Origin of the sequence: Candidatus Formimonas warabiya (genome assembly GCF_002777255.1) — a bacterium.
Lineage (GTDB): Bacteria > Bacillota > Dehalobacteriia > Dehalobacteriales > Dehalobacteriaceae > Formimonas > Formimonas warabiya.
In genome coordinates, this window is the sequence record NZ_CP017634.1 from 4,786,561 (window position 1) to 4,804,551 (window position 17,991).

16 protein-coding genes and 1 riboswitch are annotated in these 17,991 nt (G+C 48.6%); all 16 genes read left to right on the forward strand.

Translation table 11 applies throughout. The annotated features are described in order from the left end of the window. The first annotated feature begins 12 nt into the window (after positions 1-12). The 16 genes from DCMF_RS21695 to gcvPB all read left to right on the forward strand — a co-directional run bounded on the left by DCMF_RS21695 (position 13) and on the right by gcvPB (position 17,899). Positions 13-1,473 (forward strand): trimethylamine methyltransferase family protein, encoded by a 1,461-nt coding sequence (locus DCMF_RS21695; protein ID WP_148136362.1) that lies wholly within the window; start codon positions 13-15, stop codon positions 1,471-1,473. A gap of 14 nt (positions 1,474-1,487) precedes the next feature. Next, positions 1,488-2,546 carry an L-threonine 3-dehydrogenase gene (gene tdh, locus DCMF_RS21700; protein WP_148136363.1) on the forward strand — a complete coding sequence of 353 codons (1,059 nt, stop codon included), beginning with the start codon at positions 1,488-1,490 and terminating at the stop codon, positions 2,544-2,546. Between the two features lie 59 nt (positions 2,547-2,605). Then, positions 2,606-3,232 carry a cobalamin B12-binding domain-containing protein gene (locus DCMF_RS21705; protein ID WP_148136364.1) on the forward strand — a complete coding sequence of 209 codons (627 nt, stop codon included), beginning with the start codon at positions 2,606-2,608 and terminating at the stop codon, positions 3,230-3,232. A gap of 39 nt (positions 3,233-3,271) precedes the next feature. Further along, positions 3,272-4,453: a glycine C-acetyltransferase gene (locus DCMF_RS21710; protein ID WP_148136365.1), complete on the forward strand. Its 1,182-nt coding sequence runs from the start codon at positions 3,272-3,274 to the stop codon at positions 4,451-4,453. A 478-nt stretch (positions 4,454-4,931) separates the two neighbouring features. Further along, a complete protein-coding gene (locus tag DCMF_RS21715) occupies positions 4,932-5,360 on the forward strand; it encodes a GrdX family protein (RefSeq protein WP_148136366.1) in 429 nt (142 codons plus the stop codon). Between the two features lie 79 nt (positions 5,361-5,439). Then, positions 5,440-6,723, forward strand: coding sequence for a glycine/sarcosine/betaine reductase component B subunit (locus tag DCMF_RS21720; RefSeq protein ID WP_148138023.1), 1,284 nt, complete (start codon positions 5,440-5,442; stop codon positions 6,721-6,723). Positions 6,724-6,751: 28 nt separating this feature from the next. Then, positions 6,752-8,065, forward strand: coding sequence for a glycine reductase complex selenoprotein B (gene grdB, locus DCMF_RS21725; RefSeq protein ID WP_148136367.1), 1,314 nt, complete (start codon positions 6,752-6,754; stop codon positions 8,063-8,065). Between the two features lie 176 nt (positions 8,066-8,241). Further along, on the forward strand, positions 8,242-8,508 hold the full coding sequence (locus DCMF_RS21730) for a CRISPR-associated protein Cas2 (RefSeq protein ID WP_148136368.1): 267 nt from the start codon (positions 8,242-8,244) through the stop codon (positions 8,506-8,508). A 549-nt stretch (positions 8,509-9,057) separates the two neighbouring features. Continuing rightward, on the forward strand, positions 9,058-10,491 hold the full coding sequence (locus DCMF_RS21735) for a trimethylamine methyltransferase family protein (protein WP_148136369.1): 1,434 nt from the start codon (positions 9,058-9,060) through the stop codon (positions 10,489-10,491). A 61-nt stretch (positions 10,492-10,552) separates the two neighbouring features. Continuing rightward, complete coding sequence (locus DCMF_RS21740) at positions 10,553-12,019, forward strand: trimethylamine methyltransferase family protein (RefSeq protein ID WP_148136370.1); 1,467 nt, start codon at positions 10,553-10,555, stop codon at positions 12,017-12,019. 208 nt (positions 12,020-12,227) lie between these two features. Beyond that, a riboswitch (glycine riboswitch) is annotated at positions 12,228-12,317 on the forward strand. Positions 12,318-12,377: 60 nt separating this feature from the next. Continuing rightward, on the forward strand, positions 12,378-13,064 hold the full coding sequence (gene lipB, locus DCMF_RS21745) for a lipoyl(octanoyl) transferase LipB (RefSeq protein ID WP_236860088.1): 687 nt from the start codon (positions 12,378-12,380) through the stop codon (positions 13,062-13,064). Next, a complete protein-coding gene (lipA, locus tag DCMF_RS21750; protein WP_148136371.1) occupies positions 13,064-14,005 on the forward strand; it encodes a lipoyl synthase in 942 nt (313 codons plus the stop codon). The genes lipB and lipA overlap by 1 nt, the downstream gene beginning before the upstream one ends. Next, positions 14,002-14,682, forward strand: coding sequence for an MBL fold metallo-hydrolase (locus tag DCMF_RS21755; protein ID WP_148136372.1), 681 nt, complete (start codon positions 14,002-14,004; stop codon positions 14,680-14,682). The genes lipA and DCMF_RS21755 overlap by 4 nt, the downstream gene beginning before the upstream one ends. Positions 14,683-14,708: 26 nt before the next feature. Beyond that, positions 14,709-15,092 carry a glycine cleavage system protein GcvH gene (gcvH, locus tag DCMF_RS21760; RefSeq protein WP_148136373.1) on the forward strand — a complete coding sequence of 128 codons (384 nt, stop codon included), beginning with the start codon at positions 14,709-14,711 and terminating at the stop codon, positions 15,090-15,092. Between the two features lie 3 nt (positions 15,093-15,095). Further along, positions 15,096-16,439, forward strand: a complete 1,344-nt coding sequence (gene gcvPA, locus DCMF_RS21765; protein WP_148136374.1) for an aminomethyl-transferring glycine dehydrogenase subunit GcvPA — start codon at positions 15,096-15,098, stop codon at positions 16,437-16,439. Beyond that, positions 16,436-17,899, forward strand: coding sequence for an aminomethyl-transferring glycine dehydrogenase subunit GcvPB (gene gcvPB / locus DCMF_RS21770; protein ID WP_148136375.1), 1,464 nt, complete (start codon positions 16,436-16,438; stop codon positions 17,897-17,899). The genes gcvPA and gcvPB overlap by 4 nt, the downstream gene beginning before the upstream one ends. The last annotated feature ends 92 nt before the right edge of the window (positions 17,900-17,991 follow it).

Here is a 17,991-nt window from a genome sequence, read left to right on the forward strand (position 1 = left end):
GGATGGAGTGAAATGATTCAGAGTAATTACACTGCCTTTCTCACCCCCCAACTCCGGGTATTAAGCGATGATCAGGTATATGAAATTCATTTGGCCACTTTAGAATTGTTGCAGCGTACCGGTGTGGACATCTATGAAGAACAGGCCAGAAGGATCCTGAAAGATGCGGGATGCCTGGTGAGAGGGCAGCGGGTGAGATTTCCCTCCGACTTAGTGGGAAAATGTATTACCAGTGCTCCTGAAAGAATTAGTATCTACAATCGGGAAGGATTGCCGGCAATGTGCCTGGAAGGCCGTAAAGTATATTTCGGCACCGGTTCGGATTGCCCCTATATTTTGGACCCATTTACCAATGTGCGCAGGAAAACAGTTAATGATGACATTGCCAAGTCCAACCGTTTAGCTGACTATTTGGAAAATGTAGACTTTGCCATGTCCCTAGGGATGGCTTCTGATTACCCCGTTCATTTAGTAGATACCGTCCAATTTCATACCCAGTTGACGAACACCAGGAAGCCGATTGTTTTTGTGGTCCAGGATACAGAAAATCTGGAATATTGCATGGAGATGGCTGCCGTGGTTGCAGGCGGCACAGAGGAACTGAGACTGAAGCCCTTTATTATTAGTTACTCCGAGCCAACAAGTCCCTTGAGCCATCCTAAAGAATCCATAGAAAGATTAATCATGTGTGCCGAGAAAGGGATTCCCTTAATTTATACGCCGGGAGCCCAGGCAGGGGCTACAGCTCCTGCAACCTTGGCCGGGGCCTTGGTCTGTGCCAATGCAGAAATATTAAGCGGCTTAGTGATCCACCAGTTAATTCGTCCGGGAGCTCCTTTTATTCACGGCGGAGTGGTCACGATCATGGACATGAAAACGGCTAATTATTCCCTGGGAGGAGCTCCGGAATGGTACTTGTGCAACGTGGCGTTAAAAGAAATCAGCAGTTTTTACAAATTACCCCTGTTTGGGACAGCCGGTTGCACGGATGCCAAAATTTTCGACCAGCAGGCAGCTATTGAAATTGGCCAAAACATTCTTATTGCAGCCATGTGCGGGGCGAATCTAGTTCATGACCTAGGCTATATGGAGTGCGGCTTGTGTGCTTCCTGGGAACAAGTGGTCGTAGCCAATGAAATCGTGGGACAGGTAAAAAGGTTCATGAGAGGAATCAGGATAGAAGCAGAGACTTTGGCTCTTGAGGTTTGTGACCGGGTTGGTCCGGGAGGACACTTTCTAGGTGATGAACACACCTTTAAATATTTTAAGGAAGAGCACTGGGCACCTTCTCTCTTTGACCGGCGCTACCACTCCATGTGGGCAGCTGAAGGTGGACTGACTTTAGGGGAAAAGGCTAAGCAGAAGGCGGAGCAAATATTGGAAGAACATATCGTGCCTGATTTGGCCCTAAACGTACGACAGGAGCTGGACCGGATCTTGTTAAAGGCAAAAAGTAAGTGGGGAGAAGAGTAAGGAGGCAAGGTGTTGTGAAAGGGACAATGAAAGCCATTATAAAAGCCGGGCCGGCACGGGGAGCGGAGTTACGCATGGTGGATATACCCTCTATAGGCACCAAAGACGTACTCATCAAAGTAAAAGTATGTTCCATCTGCGGTACAGATCTTCATATTTATCAGTGGAACGAATGGGCCAGTAACAGAATTAAACCTCCCCTGATTTTTGGACATGAGTTTGCCGGTGTGATCGTGGAAAAAGGCTGTGAAGTTCCGGAGGTATTTAGCATTGACGATTATGTTTCCGGTGAGTGCCATGTGACCTGCGGTGTTTGTGCTCAATGCCGTACTGGTCAGGGACACATCTGTCAGGACTATAAAATTCTTGGAGTGGACTTTAACGGAGCTTTTGCCGAGTATGTACGGGTTCCTTATAGCTGTTTATGGAAAAACAACCCCCAGGTTTCTCCTGAATTGGCTTCGATTCAGGATCCTTTTGGAAATGCTCTTATGACGGTTTCGGCATGCGATATTAGGGGCAAATCGGTGTTGGTTAACGGATGCGGGGCGATTGGACTCTTTGCCGTGATCATAGCCAGGTTTTACGGCGCCTCAGCGGTTTATGCCGTGGATGTTAACAAATATAAGCTGGACCTGGCGAAAAAATTGGGTGCCGGATATTGCCTTAATCCCCTTGAAACGGATGTTCATGCCAAAATAAAAGAATTGACAGAAGGTTTGGGTATTGATGTGGTTTTAGAGATGGCCGGGACGGAAAAGTCTTTTGATTTAGCCTTTAAAATTTTAAAAAATGGCGGCCACATTTCTATTTTAGGCATTCCTGATAAACCCTTGATGGTTGATTTTGCCGATAAAGTAGTCTTTAAAGGGGCCACCCTTCACGGCATTACGGGAAGAGAAATCTTTAAGACATGGTATCAAACAGCCGCTTTCCTGAACAATCCTGAAGTTGATATCACGCCGGTTCTCACCCACCGCTTTACTTTTGAAAATTTTCGAGAAGCTTTTGAATTGATGGAAAGCGGCAAGTCGGGAAAAATTGTGCTTTATCCTGACGCGATACCGAAGTAGTTTGACTAACTCATTCAACCCAAATTTAAATGAATAAGTAAATAGGAGGAGATTTTGTGATGTCAAGTTTTGAACAATTGTCTAAAAACGTTATTTCCGGAAACCAAACTCAGGTAAGAGATTATGTTAAAGCTCTGATAGACGCGGGTACCAATCCCTTAGATATCATCAACCAGGGTTTGATCGCCGGGATGAATGTAGTGGGAGCGCGCTTCAAAAACGGAGAAATGTTCGTTCCTGAAGTGCTTATGTCCGCAAAATCCATGGCTGCCGGCATCGAAATCGTCAAGCCTTTAATCGCTGACAAAGATATGCCCAGTAAAGGAAAAATCTTACTTGGAACCGTGAAAGGTGATCTCCATGATATTGGGAAGAACCTAGTCGGTATGATGATGGAAAGCGGCGGCTTTCATGTGGTTAACTTAGGGATTGACATTGCTCCTGAAAAATTCGTTGCCGCCATTAAAGAACATCACCCGGATATCGTTGCCTTGTCAGCACTCCTAACCACCACCATGCTGCACATGAAAGACACCATTGAATTAATTAAAGAAGAAGGATTAAGAGTAAAATGCATCGTGGGCGGCGCGCCCATTTCCCAGGACTTTGCTGATGAAATCGGTGCCGACGGGTTTGCTCCCGATGCCGCTTCTGCTGTAGAATTGTGCGCAAGACTGATTGGATAAAGTCCAATAGTTGGTGAAACGAAAGGGATGTTTAGCAAGATGAAAACGGCTTTTAATTATATAAGCAGGGAAATAGAAGCCATTAAAGAAGCAGGGACTTACAAAGAAGAACGTGTGATATTTTCACCGCAAAGCAGCAGAATAGATACTGCCAGCAAGAAGCAAGTTTTAAATATGTGTGCCAATAATTATTTGGGTTTAGCGGACCATCCTTATTTGATTGATGCGGCAAAAAAGAGTTTTGATCAGTGGGGCTTCGGGCTTTCTTCCGTTCGTTTTATTTGCGGCACCCAAGGGGTGCATAAGGAATTAGAGCATGCTCTTAGCAGCTTTTTGGGCATGGGGGACACCATATTATATTCTTCCTGTTTTGATGCCAACGGAGGTTTATTTGAAACCTTACTGGGAGAAGAAGACGTTATTATTAGCGATGAATTAAATCATGCCAGTATTATTGATGGAGTTCGTTTATGCAAAGCTAAACGTCTAAGATATCAAAATAATGATATGGAAGACTTAAGAGCTAAGCTCGAAGAAGCAGGAAACGCTAGAATTAAATTGATCGCAACAGATGGTGTTTTCTCTATGGATGGGTATATTGCCAACTTGTCCGGCATTTGTGATTTGGCAGAGGAATATGACGCATTGGTGATGGTGGATGACAGCCATGCGGTTGGTTTTATGGGAGATAAGGGCCGGGGCAGCCATGAATATTGTGGTGTCATGGGGCGTGTGGATATTATTACAGGTACTTTGGGGAAGGCGTTGGGTGGGGCGTCCGGTGGATATACCAGCAGTAAGAAAGAAATCATTCAACTACTTAGGCAGAGAAGCAGACCTTATCTTTTTTCCAATACTCTGGCTCCGGCTATTGCCGCCGCCGCCCTGGAAGCCTTGAATATGCTGGGCAGTTCAACGCAATATCGGGATAGACTACACGAGAATACACGTTATTTTCGAGAGGAGATTGCGAAGATAGGTTTTGATGTGCTGCCTGGTGTTCATCCGATTGTACCAATTATGCTGTATGATGCTAGTATAGCAGCAAAATTTGCCGGACGGATGCTGGAAAAAGGGGTATATGTAATCGGTTTTTCTTATCCAGTTGTAGCTCAGGGCAGAGCCAGAATCAGGACGCAGGTATCTGCGGGCCATAGCAAAGAAGATTTGGACTTTGCTGTGTCTTGCTTTAAACAAGTTAAGGAAGAAATGGGCCTGTAAGAGTGAAAGGCGATTCCCATGGATAAAATTTTCCGGAAACCGTACCGACGGGGCAAACCAGATAAACTGGTTAATCTTTTATGTTCAAGGACAGAGGCACAGCAGTTAAATACTGTTGTGCTTTTTAATTTTCTCCTGTCTCCAGATCATTTAGACGATTAAAAAGAATATTTTTGAGAATGCTAGACAGGAGAGAATTCCAACGGAGAGCGAAAAAGCAAACTTTGGCTGGCCGGGTCAAGAGTGAGCCTTTCAGGCGAAGAGACCGCATTCCGGACTCAACTCTGGAAAGTGATGGGACACCGGAGGAGTAAACTGGTCAACAGTTCATCCTTCGGGTGAATGGACAGAGGGGCGGCAGCTGAGGAGGCTGCTTAGCCCCTGTCTTATTTAGATATGAAATGCCCCGTTGAATATTTTGATTTAAATCCTTGATTTTAGTTGGGACAGAAAATAAAAATTTTAGCCGGGTGATGGGATGGAAAGGGCCTTTATTATCAGCAATAACCCTAAAGTATGGCAGGCCTATCCAGGCTCTCAAAAGATAGAGGGATCTTTACGGCAGGTTCTCGTGCACGCGAGAAACCTGATTCACCTGGGGTGCAGCGTGATCAATCATCCTTTGGCGGGAAGCGTGCAACTAAATGAAACTCCTTTTAAATCCCTTATTCTGACAGCTAAGAGTAAGACCGTTGATGACCGGTCGGTAAGATTAATGGAGTCGGCAATGGAAGTGCTGAATCATTCACCGGCCCTGGAAAGAAAATGGAGTGAAAGGGTGATCCGTGATTTTCAGCGGATGGACTTAAGCCTGCTCCAATCTGCCGTGGATAGTTTGCCTGCGGGATTTATTTTAGAAGGAGGATCCTTGCCCCTTCCGGAGCGGGAAGAGGAAAGAAATCTCTAAATTCGGGAAAGCTTTCTCTTGATGACGGGGAAGCAGAATTGGATCAATGAAGGGAAAATTTGAGCTGGGGGTGAAGCTGGTGCGTCTGGAACTGGGTGATATTTATATTACAGATGTTCAATTCGGCAGTCGGACTGAAGTTTTGAAGAATGTGCTCTACATCAACAAGGATGAGCTGGCTCAGGTGGCGGGAGATGATGAACGGATTGCCTCGATAGAGGTTGATTTGGCAAAGCCGGGGGAAAAAACCAGGATTATGCCGGTAAAAGATGTGATTGAGCCTCGGGTGAAAGTGTCCGGAAGGGGAGGAATATTGCCTGGATTCATTAGTGCTGTGGAAACTGTGGGCGAAGGAAGGACCCATGTTTTGAAAGGAGCGGCTGTCATTACTACGGGAAGAATTGCCGGTTTCCAGGAAGGAATTATTGATATGTCCGGGATCGGGGCCAGGTATACGCCTTTTTCCGAAACCCGGAATATTGTCCTTAAAGTGGAGCCCGGGGCAGGTATCCACCAGCACGAACATGAGCTGGTGGTAAGAATGGCGGGCTTTCGGGCTGCCGCTTACCTGGGAGAGGCAGGGCGGGGCGAGAAGCCTGATCAGGTTCAGGTCTATGAAACAAAACCGATCCTGGAACAGGTTCAGGAGTATCCCGGCCTTCCCAAGGTTGTCTATGTCTATATGCTCCAGAGCCAGGGATTACTCCATGACACCTACCTTTATGGGGTAGATGTGAAGAAAATAATCCCTACCTTCATCTATCCCACAGAGGTGATGGACGGAGCAATTGCCAGCGGAAACTGTGTATCGGCCTGTGATAAGAACCCTACTTATATTCATCAAAACAGTCCTGTGATCCATGAACTTTACGAACGCTATGGCAAGGATATCAATTTTCTGGGCGTAGTTGTGACCAACGAAAATGTGACGCTGGCGGATAAAGAACGCTCTTCCGACTATACCGCGAAGCTGGTGGAATTTCTGGGCGCGGATGCCGTCATTGTCTCAGAAGAAGGATTCGGCAATCCTGACGCCGACCTGGTGATGAATTGCGCGAAGCTGGAGAAGAAAGGGATTATCACCGTTTTGATTACCGACGAATATGCGGGACAGGACGGGGCTTCTCAGTCCCTGGCAGACTCTACCCCCCTTGGCAATGCCGTGGTGAGCGCAGGAAATGCCAATCAGGTGATCACCCTCCCCCCTATGGAAAAAGTGATCGGCTACCCGGAAGTGGCGGACAAAATTACCGGCGGCAGTGCAGGCAGCCTTTCCCAGGATGGCAGTATTACCGCGGAGATCCAGGTGATTACGGGGGCCACCAATGAATTGGGCTTTGGAAAACTGAGCGCCAGAGGTTAGAGGTTATTAATAGAAAGAGGGAAGCAGCGTGAGCAAAATTAAGGTTGTCCATTATCTAAACCAGTTTTTTGGACAGATGGGCGGGGAAGAAAAAGCGGATATCCCTCCCCAACTACGGGAAGGTGCGGTGGGGCCGGGTATGGCCTTGAACGGCGCCATGGGAGAAGGAGGGGAGATTGTCGCCACCGTCATTTGCGGGGATTCCTTTTTTAATGAAAATATGGATGCCGCAGGCGGGGATGTAGTGGCCATGATCAAGAAGTATCATCCGGATGTGGTGATCGCCGGCCCTGCCTTTAACGCCGGACGTTACGGGGTCGCCTGCGGTGCTGTAGCCAAAGCAGTTTCTGAAAAGCTTCAAGTGCCGGTAGTCTCCGGGATGTATCCGGAAAATCCCGGGGTGGATCTTTATCGCAGATATGCCTTTATTGTGGAAACAGGAAATACCGCAGCCGGCATGCGCAAAGCGATCCCCTCCATGGCGAAGCTGGCGCTAAAACTCGGTCAAGGATCCCCAGTGGGCAGCCCTTTGGAAGAAGGCTATATTCCCCGGGGGCTTCGGGTTAATTTTTTCGCAGCAGAGCGGGGGGCCAAAAGAGCCGTAGACATGCTGGTGAAGAAGATAAAAGGAGAAAACTTTGAGACCGAATATCCCATGCCCGTGTTCGACCGGGTGGCTCCCGGACCGCCTGTGAAAGACCTGGCCAAAGCAACCATTGCTCTTGTTACTTCCGGAGGGATTGTGCCGAAAGGAAATCCGGACCGCATTGAAGCCTCCAGTGCATCCAAATACGGCAAGTACAGCCTGGCAGGAGTAAGGGATTTAACGGCGGAAGCCTATGAAACTGCCCATGGCGGTTATGACCCGGTTTATGCCAATGAGGATGCGGACCGGGTCTTGCCTGTTGACGTGTTAAGAGAGCTGGAGGACCAAAGTGTTATCGGCAAACTCCATGAATATTGGTATGCGACGGTGGGGAATGGCACATCTGTGGCCAATTCCAAAAAATATGCGGCCGCTATTGCTCAGGATTTGCAGGCCGCCGGCGTGGACGCTGTAATTCTCACGTCCACCTGAGGAACCTGTACCCGTTGCGGGGCAACGATGGTGAAAGAGATTGAAAGTACAGGGGTGCCGGTGGTGCATATGTGTACCGTAGCACCGATTTCTCTCACGGTGGGGGCCAACCGGATTGTACCCACCGTCGCTATTCCCTATCCCCTGGGGAATCCTTCCTTGTCAAAAGAGGAGGAAAAATCCCTGCGCAGAAAGTTGGTTAAAAAAGCGCTCCACGCCCTTACCGTGCCGGTGGAGGGGCAGACGGTTTTTGATCAAGAATAGGGTATCTTTTGCTATATCTTCAACGTCCACATAAATTAATAAAGAAGTGAGTCTGAAACGGCGGCACTTCTTTCTTATTTCCCTGATTTTATCTGTAAAAAGGGTTGGTCTATACAGGAGATTCCATATTGTGGTAGAATGATATACATATATTTTTAGGAGGAGGTGAATATGCCATGGCTGCTGTAATTGTGACGTGTGACATTTGTCAGAAAGACAAGGATTGTTCCGGTTTAATCAAAGCCATTGAAAGTTATGGCATCCGGACCCGTGTTACAGATTCATCTTGGATCATTATTTCCGACTCTTCTGTTTTCGCCATGAGAAGGTATTTTCAAAAACATGCCGATGCAAATGACAGAATTTTTGTTGCCGGTCTTTCTAATGAAGCAGCTTGGGTGAATACGATTTGTGATCAGAACTGGCTCAAGTGCCACCTCTAGCGGGATCGCTTTGATAACAAAAATGGTCCAATGCTGGGCAGACTTTTTTATACTTTCAAAAATTATAAATTTCAAAAGGTTGAAAGTATAAGTGCAACTAGGGCTTCTGCTGTCGCCAGAGGCTTGGCGCAAGCCAAGTTTTCTAGAGCAAAAAAATCTATCCTTGGGTGTGTTTACATCATCTTGAATCGGGTTAAAATAAAAAAACCGGGTATATGGAAACCCGGTTTTTCTTATAATTGGCAAGTATGCCATCATCCACGGTCCGGGCAGTTGAAATTTTTATAATACTTGAAGGAAATTCCAAAAAAATGAAGAAATAACCAATGAATGTTAGTAATATACTTTTAGAACTTAAGAGAAAAAAATAGTGCTGTAGCGATTTGTTTTACAAGAATTCCCAAGGTATTTTTTGGCCTTAAACGGGGCCTTGACATCAGAGCATTGTGCGGAGCATCAAGAAAAAGGGGAGGTGGAGCCTTTATTATTGGATAATTGTATCTCGGAAAGCCGTGAAAAAAAGCGTGTTTAAGAAAGGAGAGACCGCAAGTGACCAATAAGAGTTTATATGTTCAAGCCAATTATGAAGTGAACCGGACACCCCAGTTTAAGGTGTTAAGCAATGACCAATGTGAGGAAGCCTACTTGGGTGCACTTGAGATTTTAGAGAGAACCGGAGTAGAGATAGATAGCGCAGAGGCGCTGAGATTATTCCAGGACAACGGGGGCTGGGTGGACGGGAACCGGGTTCGTTTTCCTTCGGCTGTAATCGAGAGGCTGGTGAAGAATGTGCCTTGCCGCCTGGTGATCAGCAACAGGACGGGAAAACGCACCTTGTTTTTAGAGGCACAGAATATTTATCTGGGTCCCGGTTCTGGCCAAAGCTTTGTGCTTGACCCCCTCACCGGAGAAAGAAGGGCTTTCCAAAATTCAGATGATGAAAAAACGGCTCTGGTTTGTGATGCGTTATCCAATATAGACTTTGCCGCGGGACAAGGCGTTTATGCATTTGCCGATTTAGTAAAAAATACCGTCAAGCCGATCATTGTGCAGGTTTCCACTGTGGAGCAATGCACCGATATCATGGATATTGCCGTTGCCGTGGCCGGCAGTAAGGAGGCAGTAGAGAGAAATCCCTTCTTCATGCTCCGGGTGGAATCAACCGCACCCCTAAAAGGTGCCGGAGGGGCTATAGATGCGGCAATCTTTGCCGGTAAAAACCAAATCCCTGTAATCTATTCCACACAAGCTTTTTCAGGGGATACGGCGCCCGGAACCATGGCCGGATCTCTGGTGCTGGTTTTAGCCGATTGCCTGGTGGGTTTGGCTGCCCATCAGTTGACGAAGCCGGGGGCCCCAATTGTGATGGGGGGACTCATCTCTGCTCTGGACAAGGGTACCAATACCCGGTCTTACGGGTCTCCTGAGCATGGCCTGCTCTCATCCGCTTTCGTGGATGTGTGCCGCTATTTACACATTCCCAGCTTTGTCATGGGCGGATGCACCGATGCCAAAGCCATTGATGCCCAAGGAAGTGTGGAGGCCGTATTTTCCCTGTTATCCGGGGGGCTAAGTGGGGCCAATCTGATCCAGGGATGTAATATAGTGGAGTCCGGAAATACCGCTTCTTTAGATTTACTGGTCATGAACAATGAAATTATCGGCATGGTGAAAAGAGTCTTAAAAGGGATCCCGGCAACGGATGAAACCATGGCGGTAGATGTCATTGACGAAGTAGGACCGGGAGGCCATTTTTTGGGCGCGGAACACACCCTTACGAATTTCCGTGGGGAAACATGGTGGCCTTCTTTGTTGAACAGAAACCGTTATGACGATTGGGTGGCCGGTGGAAAGAAGACACTGAGCAAACGGGTGAATGAAAAGACCCAAAACATTTTGCATACGCACCAACCGGAACCCCTGCCGGAAGATAGACTGGCCGGAATAAACAAAATTTTGGCTGCCCTGAAAAGCAGGGCTTAATTTGATAAATTCTTGCCGCCGCTTGTAACGAAGGCTTGTAACGAAGAAAGGAGAAATTCGGATGAAATCGAGAAGCAATTACAAGGCAAATGCCAGCACGGTGTTTAATATTCTCTCTCCCGGTCAATGCGGGGAAATCTATCTGGCCGCCCAAGAGGTGCTGGAACGCACCGGGGCTACTTATTATGATGAGGAAGCGCTGGGAATTTTAAAAAAAGCAGGCTGTTTTGTAGCGGGCAATCGGGTCAGGATTCCTTCTTACCTGGTGGACCGGGCCTTGGCCACGGTACCCCACCGGGTTACCTTGTGCAACAGCCGCACCGGTTCCCGGGATGTGCTTTTAGAAGGTAACAATGCCTACTTTGGGACAGGATCCGATACCCCTTTTTATATTGACCCCTTTACCGGGGAAAGAAAGCGGTCTACGGTAGAGTCGGTGGGGTGGGCGTGCAAAGTCATTGATGCTCTTCCCAACATTGATTTTGTCATGTCCCTGGGTATTGTGCAAAATGTGCCCCTCTTAATCTCAGACCGGTACCAATTTGAAGTCCAGGTATTAAATACGGGCAAGCCGATTGTGACCACGGCCCATGATATTTACGGATTTGCCGATATTATTGAGATGTGTGAAATCATTGCCGGCGGGGAAGAAGAACTGCGCAAAAATCCTTTTATGACGCTGTATGCGGAACCGATTTCTCCCCTGCAGCATGCTTGGGAAGCAGCGTCAAAATTGGTCCTGGCCGCTAAAAAAGCCCTTCCGGTGGTTTATACCCCCTGTGTGATGGCAGGAGGCACCGTTCCTTCCACCATGGCGGGAGTGTTGGTCCAAGGAATCGCGGAAAGTTTAAGCGGTTTAGTACTCAATCAATGTACCCGGGAAGGAGCTCCCTTTATTATGGGCGGGGTATTCACCGTGATGGATATGGGCACAACCATTTTCTCTTACGGTTCGCCTGAGTTTGACCTGCTCATGTCGGCCCTTGCCGATATGGCCCACTATCTGAGATTGCCCATGTTCGGTACGGCCGGTTGTACGGATTCTTGTATTCCGGATGAACAGGCCGGACTGGAGGCTGCTCTTTCTATTGCCATGACGGCCATGTCCGGACCAAACCTGAATCATGACGTGGGTTATGTAGAGTACGGAAGTACCGCGAGTTTGGAGCTTCTCACCATGGCGGACGATATCATCGGCATGGCCCGAAGGCTGGTGAAGGGTATTAAATTTGATGATGAAAGGCTGGCAGTGGACCTGATTGATCAGATTGGCCCGGGAGGCAGTTTCCGAGAGCAGGACCATACGGCAAAATTCTCTGAGGAGGAAAACTGGAAACCCGGTTTAATCAACCGCCAGGGCTATGAGGCCTGGAAAGAGGCGGGAGGCAAAAGCATGACGGAAGCGGCCAATGAAAAGGTCAAAGACATTATTCTCAACTACGAGCCGGAACCGCTGCCTGAGGGAATTCAGAAAAGAATTAAAGAGGTTGTGGAAAGAGCTAACCGCAACCTGAAAGCGAAAGCTTAGAAGCAAAAAAAGTCATGGGGCGATAGGGAAGGTGATAAGTTTTTATTGACGGTTTAATGGGATGGTAGTAAGATAGAAGTAATGAAAAAGGTTTTTATTTATCATCAGTAGAGAATGAGGGATACGGGAGAGCCAAAAGGCACCGAAGAAGTAAGCTTCTGATTTTGCCAAATCCGAAGTGAAACTTTCAGGTTTCAGGACCGGATCCGGACTCGACTCTGGAAAGTCAAATGACACCGAAGGAGCAAACCGTAGAAAAACGGGTTAATCTCTCAGGTCAGAAGACAGAGGCGCGGCAATAATATTTTGCTGCGCCTTTTATTTTTCTGAACTAGACCAGGGCCGGTAAGGAGGTTTGATGATGCTGCCGTTAACGGTATCCCTGCTGGGAACCATCGACTATCAAGAGGCTTTACATCTTCAAGAGCGCCTGTTAAAACTGCGGCAACAGGGAACAATCAACGATGTTTTGCTGCTTCTGGAGCACCCTCCCACCCTGACACTGGGCTTAAAGGCCGACGGCTCCAATATTATCGCTCCCCAAGAAGCCTTAAAAGCCCGTGGGGTTCAAGTATTTAAAGTAAACCGGGGCGGTGATGTCACCTACCATGGGCCCGGTCAAATCGTCGGGTACCCTATTCTAGATCTAAAGGGTTTTGGCAGAGATGTTCCGGGGTATTTCCGCAGGATTGAAGAGACCTTTATTCAGCTCATGCAAAAGGAATATGGCATTCAGGCGGGCAGAAATGCCAAGTATCCCGGCGTATGGGTGGGCGATGACAAAATTACGGCCATCGGCTGCTCCCTTAAACGCTGGGTCACCATGCATGGTTTTGCTTTTAATGTCAATACCGACCTGGACCATTTCCAGTGGATTCATCCTTGCGGCATTTCAGACAAAGGGGTGACATCTTTACATAAAATCGTGGGCTGCCCCCAGAATTTGGCTGTTGTTCATGAACAGGTGATCAAGTATTTCTGTGCGGCATTTGATGTGGAGCCCCAGATCATCGATACAGAAACTTTATTCCAGATGGCAGGTTAATGGGAAAGAGAAGGGAAAGGGAAAGGAAGGTTTCTATGCATACGCGTAAACCGGATTGGCTGAAGATCAAATTACTTGGGGCAGAAAAGGTACCCGAGACAGAAAGAATCCTGAGAAGGCTCTCTTTACATACCGTGTGTAAGGAAGCAAACTGCCCGAATCTCATGGAATGTTTCGCCAAAAAGACGGCCACTTTTATGATTTTGGGTCAGGTATGCACCAGAAACTGCACCTTTTGTAATGTGATAAAAGGAGAAGCACAACCTGTTGACCCCGACGAACCCGCTCATATCGCTGAGGCGGTAAAAGCACTCCAACTGAAACATGTGGTCATTACCTCCGTGACAAGAGACGATCTTGCCGACGGCGGGGCCGGTCATTTTGCCCAAGCTATTAGATGCATCAAAAGGATAAATGAAAGCATCCTGGTAGAAGTACTGATCCCCGATTTCCGGGGTGATCAAAAAGCATTATCCGTCGTGGTGAAAGCCAAACCGGATATCCTGAATCACAATGTGGAGACGGTGCCAAGATTATATCCGTCGGTACGCCCTCTAGCAAATTATCAGCGGTCACTGGAACTTCTCAGAGTAGTAAAGAAGCTGGACCCCGGTATTTATACGAAATCCGGGATCATGGTGGGGTTAGGGGAAGAGGAGCAAGAGATCAGAGATCTGATGCAAGATTTGCGTGCCGTTGATTGTGATCTGCTCACGATCGGCCAATATCTGGCCCCCTCGAAGCAGCATCATGCCGTCGTGGCCTATATTCATCCCGAAATTTTTGCCCAATACAAAAGCTTAGGGGAAGGCATGGGGTTCAAATATGTTGCTTCCGCCCCCTTTGTGCGCAGCTCTTACCATGCGGATGAAGCAGGGGAAATCCTGAAAGCAACTCCTATGGACCGGTACCGGTCCATCTCCTCAGGACAGGTGGAATGATGCCTGAAATTCGATCTTTGGTAACTCCAATTTCCTTAGGGCAGGTTTCCGTATTTGTCCTGAAAGGGACGAAATTGATCTTAATCGATACAGGTTTTTCGGGAACGGAAGATCTGCTTTGCCAAAAAATGATCCAAAAAGGGTTGGACCCTAAAGACCTGGCCCTGATTGTGCTTACCCACGGTCACGATGATCATTTTGGCGGCGCCGGGGGATTAAAAGAACGGACCGGGGCCCCGGTTGCCATTCATTCATGTGATGCCGATCATTTAAGAAAGGGTATCAACGGGAAACTTCAGCCCACACGCAGACTGGGCCGGTTGTTGACCGCTCTGGAAAACCGGGAACCCCTGGGCATGGGTTTGGAACCCGATATTCTTCTTGATGAGGAATTCAGTTTGGCTGCCTATGGGGTGCCCGGGAAAGTGATAGCGACTCCGGGCCATACGCCGGGATCTGTCTCTGTGATTCTAGAGAGCCGGGAGGTAATTGTGGGGGACTTAATGATGGGTTTTTTCCCCAAAACCAGACCGGAGCTGCCCCTTTTTGCCGATGATGTGGCACAGGTGGAAGAAAGCATCCGAAGGATTATGCACGATGAACCCCGGAAAATATTTGCCTCCCATGGAGGACCCTTTGAACCGGAAGCAGTAAGGGAGAGATTTGGCGTTAAATAACAAAAATAAACAAGGAGGGTTTAAACATGCAAGTTGTTCAGGGATTAAAGTATACTAAGACCCATGAATGGGTAAAGGTGGAAGGAAGTAAAGGGTTGGTCGGGCTCACTGATTATGCCCAGGGCCATTTGGGCGAAATTGTTTTCGTAGAACTGCCCCAGGTAGGTGACGAGTTAAGCGCCGGCAGCCCGTTAGGCGTAGTAGAATCGGTAAAAGCAGTTTCCGACGTTTATGCTCCCGTATCGGGAACCGTAAGAGAGATTAATGAAGAACTGCTGGATAACCCGGGAAACATCAACCAGGATCCCTATGGCAGCTGGCTTGCTTCCCTGGAATTAAGTGATCTGTCCCAGCTGGAGGCACTGTTGGATGCGGCGGAATATGAAAAGCTCTGCGCAGAGGAGGACTAAACCGTGTCCAGATACATTTCGAATACGGCGGAACAGCAGGGGGAAATGCTGAAAGAAATTGGCCTGGATACGACCGAGGATCTTTTCCAGGATGTTCCTCCGGAGGTACGCTTAAAGAGGAAGCTGGATCTCCCGGAAGAGCTGTCGGAAATGGAGCTGGTCAGACACATGAGGAACCTGGCCCAAAGAAATTGTAGCCTGGAAGAATATCCTTGTTTTCTCGGCGCCGGGGCTTATGACCATTTCGTGCCCAGCGTGATCGACCAGCTGATTTCCCGGCAGGAGTTTTATACCGCCTATACCCCTTACCAGCCGGAAATCAGCCAGGGCACCCTGCAGTCCATTTTTGAGTATCAGACTTTTGTGTGCGAGCTGACAGGAATGGATGTGGCCAATGCCTCCATGTATGACGGGGCCAGCGCCTTGGCGGAAGCGGCCTTGATGGCCTGCCAGTCTGTCCGGCGTCAGGAAATACTGGTGGCGAAAAGTGTCCACCCGGAAAGCAGGGAAGTGATCGATACCTATTGTAAGTTCCGGGGCATCCGGGTTCAGGAGGTGGGGTACCAGAACGGGCAGGTAGACCTGAAGGACTTGGAGAGCAAGATCACGGCCAATACGGCGGCGGTAATTGTGCAAAGCCCCAATTTCTTCGGCATTATGGAATCCTTAAAAGAAATAGCAGAATTAGCCCATGGCAATAAGAGCTTGTTTGTAGTTAGTGTGGATCCAGTTTCTCTGGCGGTCCTGAAATCTCCCGGCGAACTGGGCGCCGACATTGTGGTCGGCGAAGGGCAAGCATTGGGGAACCCGGTCAGTTTTGGCGGGCCTTATCTGGGCTTCTTTGCCGCCACGGAAAAACTGATGCGGAAAATGCCCGGCCGGATCGTGGGAGAAACGGTAGACAAATTTGGCAACAGGGGGTTTGTGCTGACGATTCAGACCCGGGAACAGCATATCCGCCGGGAAAAGGCCACATCCAATATCTGCTCCAATGAAGCACTCAATGCCTTAACGGCCACCATTTACTTAACCCTGCTGGGAAAGCAGGGCTTGAAAGAAGTGGCCCATTTATGCCTGCAAAAAGCCCATTATACTTTCGACCAACTGGTGAAAACGGGGAAATTTTCTCCGGCCTTTACTGCTCCCTTCTTTAAAGAATTTGTTCTGAGAACGGATACGCCCGTACAAGAATTGAATCAAAGGTTGTTGAGGGAAAAAATAATCGGCGGCTATGATTTGGGCCGGGACTACCCGGAACTTGCTCCGGGGTGGTTAATTGCCGTTACGGAAAAAAGAACCAGGTCAGAAATTGATGCTCTGGTACGAAAGGCAGGGGAAATGGCATGAAAGAGAAATCTTTAATCTTTGAAATCAGCAGGCCGGGACGCAAGGCCTATGGGCTGCCCCGGTGCGATGTCCCTGAAGCACCAGTGGCCCAAATGATTCCTTCGGAATACCTGCGCGCTGTTTCTCCGGAACTGCCTGAAGTAAGCGAGCTTGATGCCGTACGCCATTTTACCCGGCTGTCCCAGCGCAATCACGGGGTGGATTCCGGCTTTTATCCTTTAGGCAGTTGTACTATGAAATATAATCCTAAGATCAATGAGGCCCTTTCCCGTCTGGACGGTTTTACCAAATTGCATCCCTACCAGCCGGAAGAGACGGTTCAGGGAGCTTTGGAATTGATGTATCTGACGGATCAGATGCTGGCGGAAATTGCCGGCATGGACAGAGTTTCCCTCCAGCCCGCGGCAGGAGCCCACGGAGAAATGACCGGATTAATGATCATCAAAGCCTATCATCAATACCGGGGCGATCACAGGCGCACCAAAATAGTGGTGCCGGATGCCGCCCATGGGACCAACCCGGCGTCCGCGGCGGTAGCCGGATTTGATGTGATCGAGGTGAAATCCAGCGCCCGGGGCGGTGTGGATTTAGCGGCCCTCAGGAGCCTGATGAGTGAGGAAATAGCCGGCTTAATGCTAACCAACCCCAACACCTTGGGCCTGTTCGAGGAAAATATCCGGGAAATTGCGGAGATTGTGCACCAGGCGGGGGGGCTCCTCTATTATGACGGCGCAAACGCCAATGCCATTATGGGCATTACCCGCCCGGGAGATATGGGTTTTGATGTGGTGCACTTGAATCTGCATAAGACCTTTAGTACGCCCCACGGTGGAGGGGGGCCCGGTGCCGGGCCGGTAGGCGTGAAGAAAGATCTGGTGCCTTTCTTGCCCAAACCCCTAATTGAATGTAAGGACGGCAAGTATTATTTTGACTATGACCGGCCCCTTTCCATCGGTAAAGTGAAAGCCTTTTACGGTAATTTTAATGTCGTTGTCAAAGCCTATGCTTTTATCCGGAGTATGGGACCGGACGGCCTGAAGCAGGCATCCGAGGCGGCGGTGCTCAATGCCAACTATCTGGCCGCCAAACTCAAGGACGTCTATCAATTGCCTTATGACCGCATCTGTATGCATGAGTGTGTCCTGTCCGGGCAAAGCCAAAAAAACAAGGGCGTATCCACCTTGGATATTGCCAAGCGGCTGCTGGATTTCGGATTCCATCCCCCCACCATCTATTTTCCTCTCATTGTCCACGAGGCATTGATGATTGAACCTACGGAATCGGAGAGCAAGGAAACCCTGGACGAATTCATCCAAGTGCTCCGCCAGATTGCCGGAGAAGTTGATACGGATCCGGACATGGTTAGATCCGCTCCCCATCAGACGGTGGTAGGGCGTCTGGATGAGGCCGCCGCCGCCCGGAATCCGGTGGTGCGCTGGAAGCCGGGGAAACAAGGCTAGAATAATAGGGCAGTAAGTTGAGAAGTCCCTGACGGGGCTTCTCAATTTACGTAATTTCTCAAGAAATGCGTTTAAAGAGCCGTAAAGCCTAA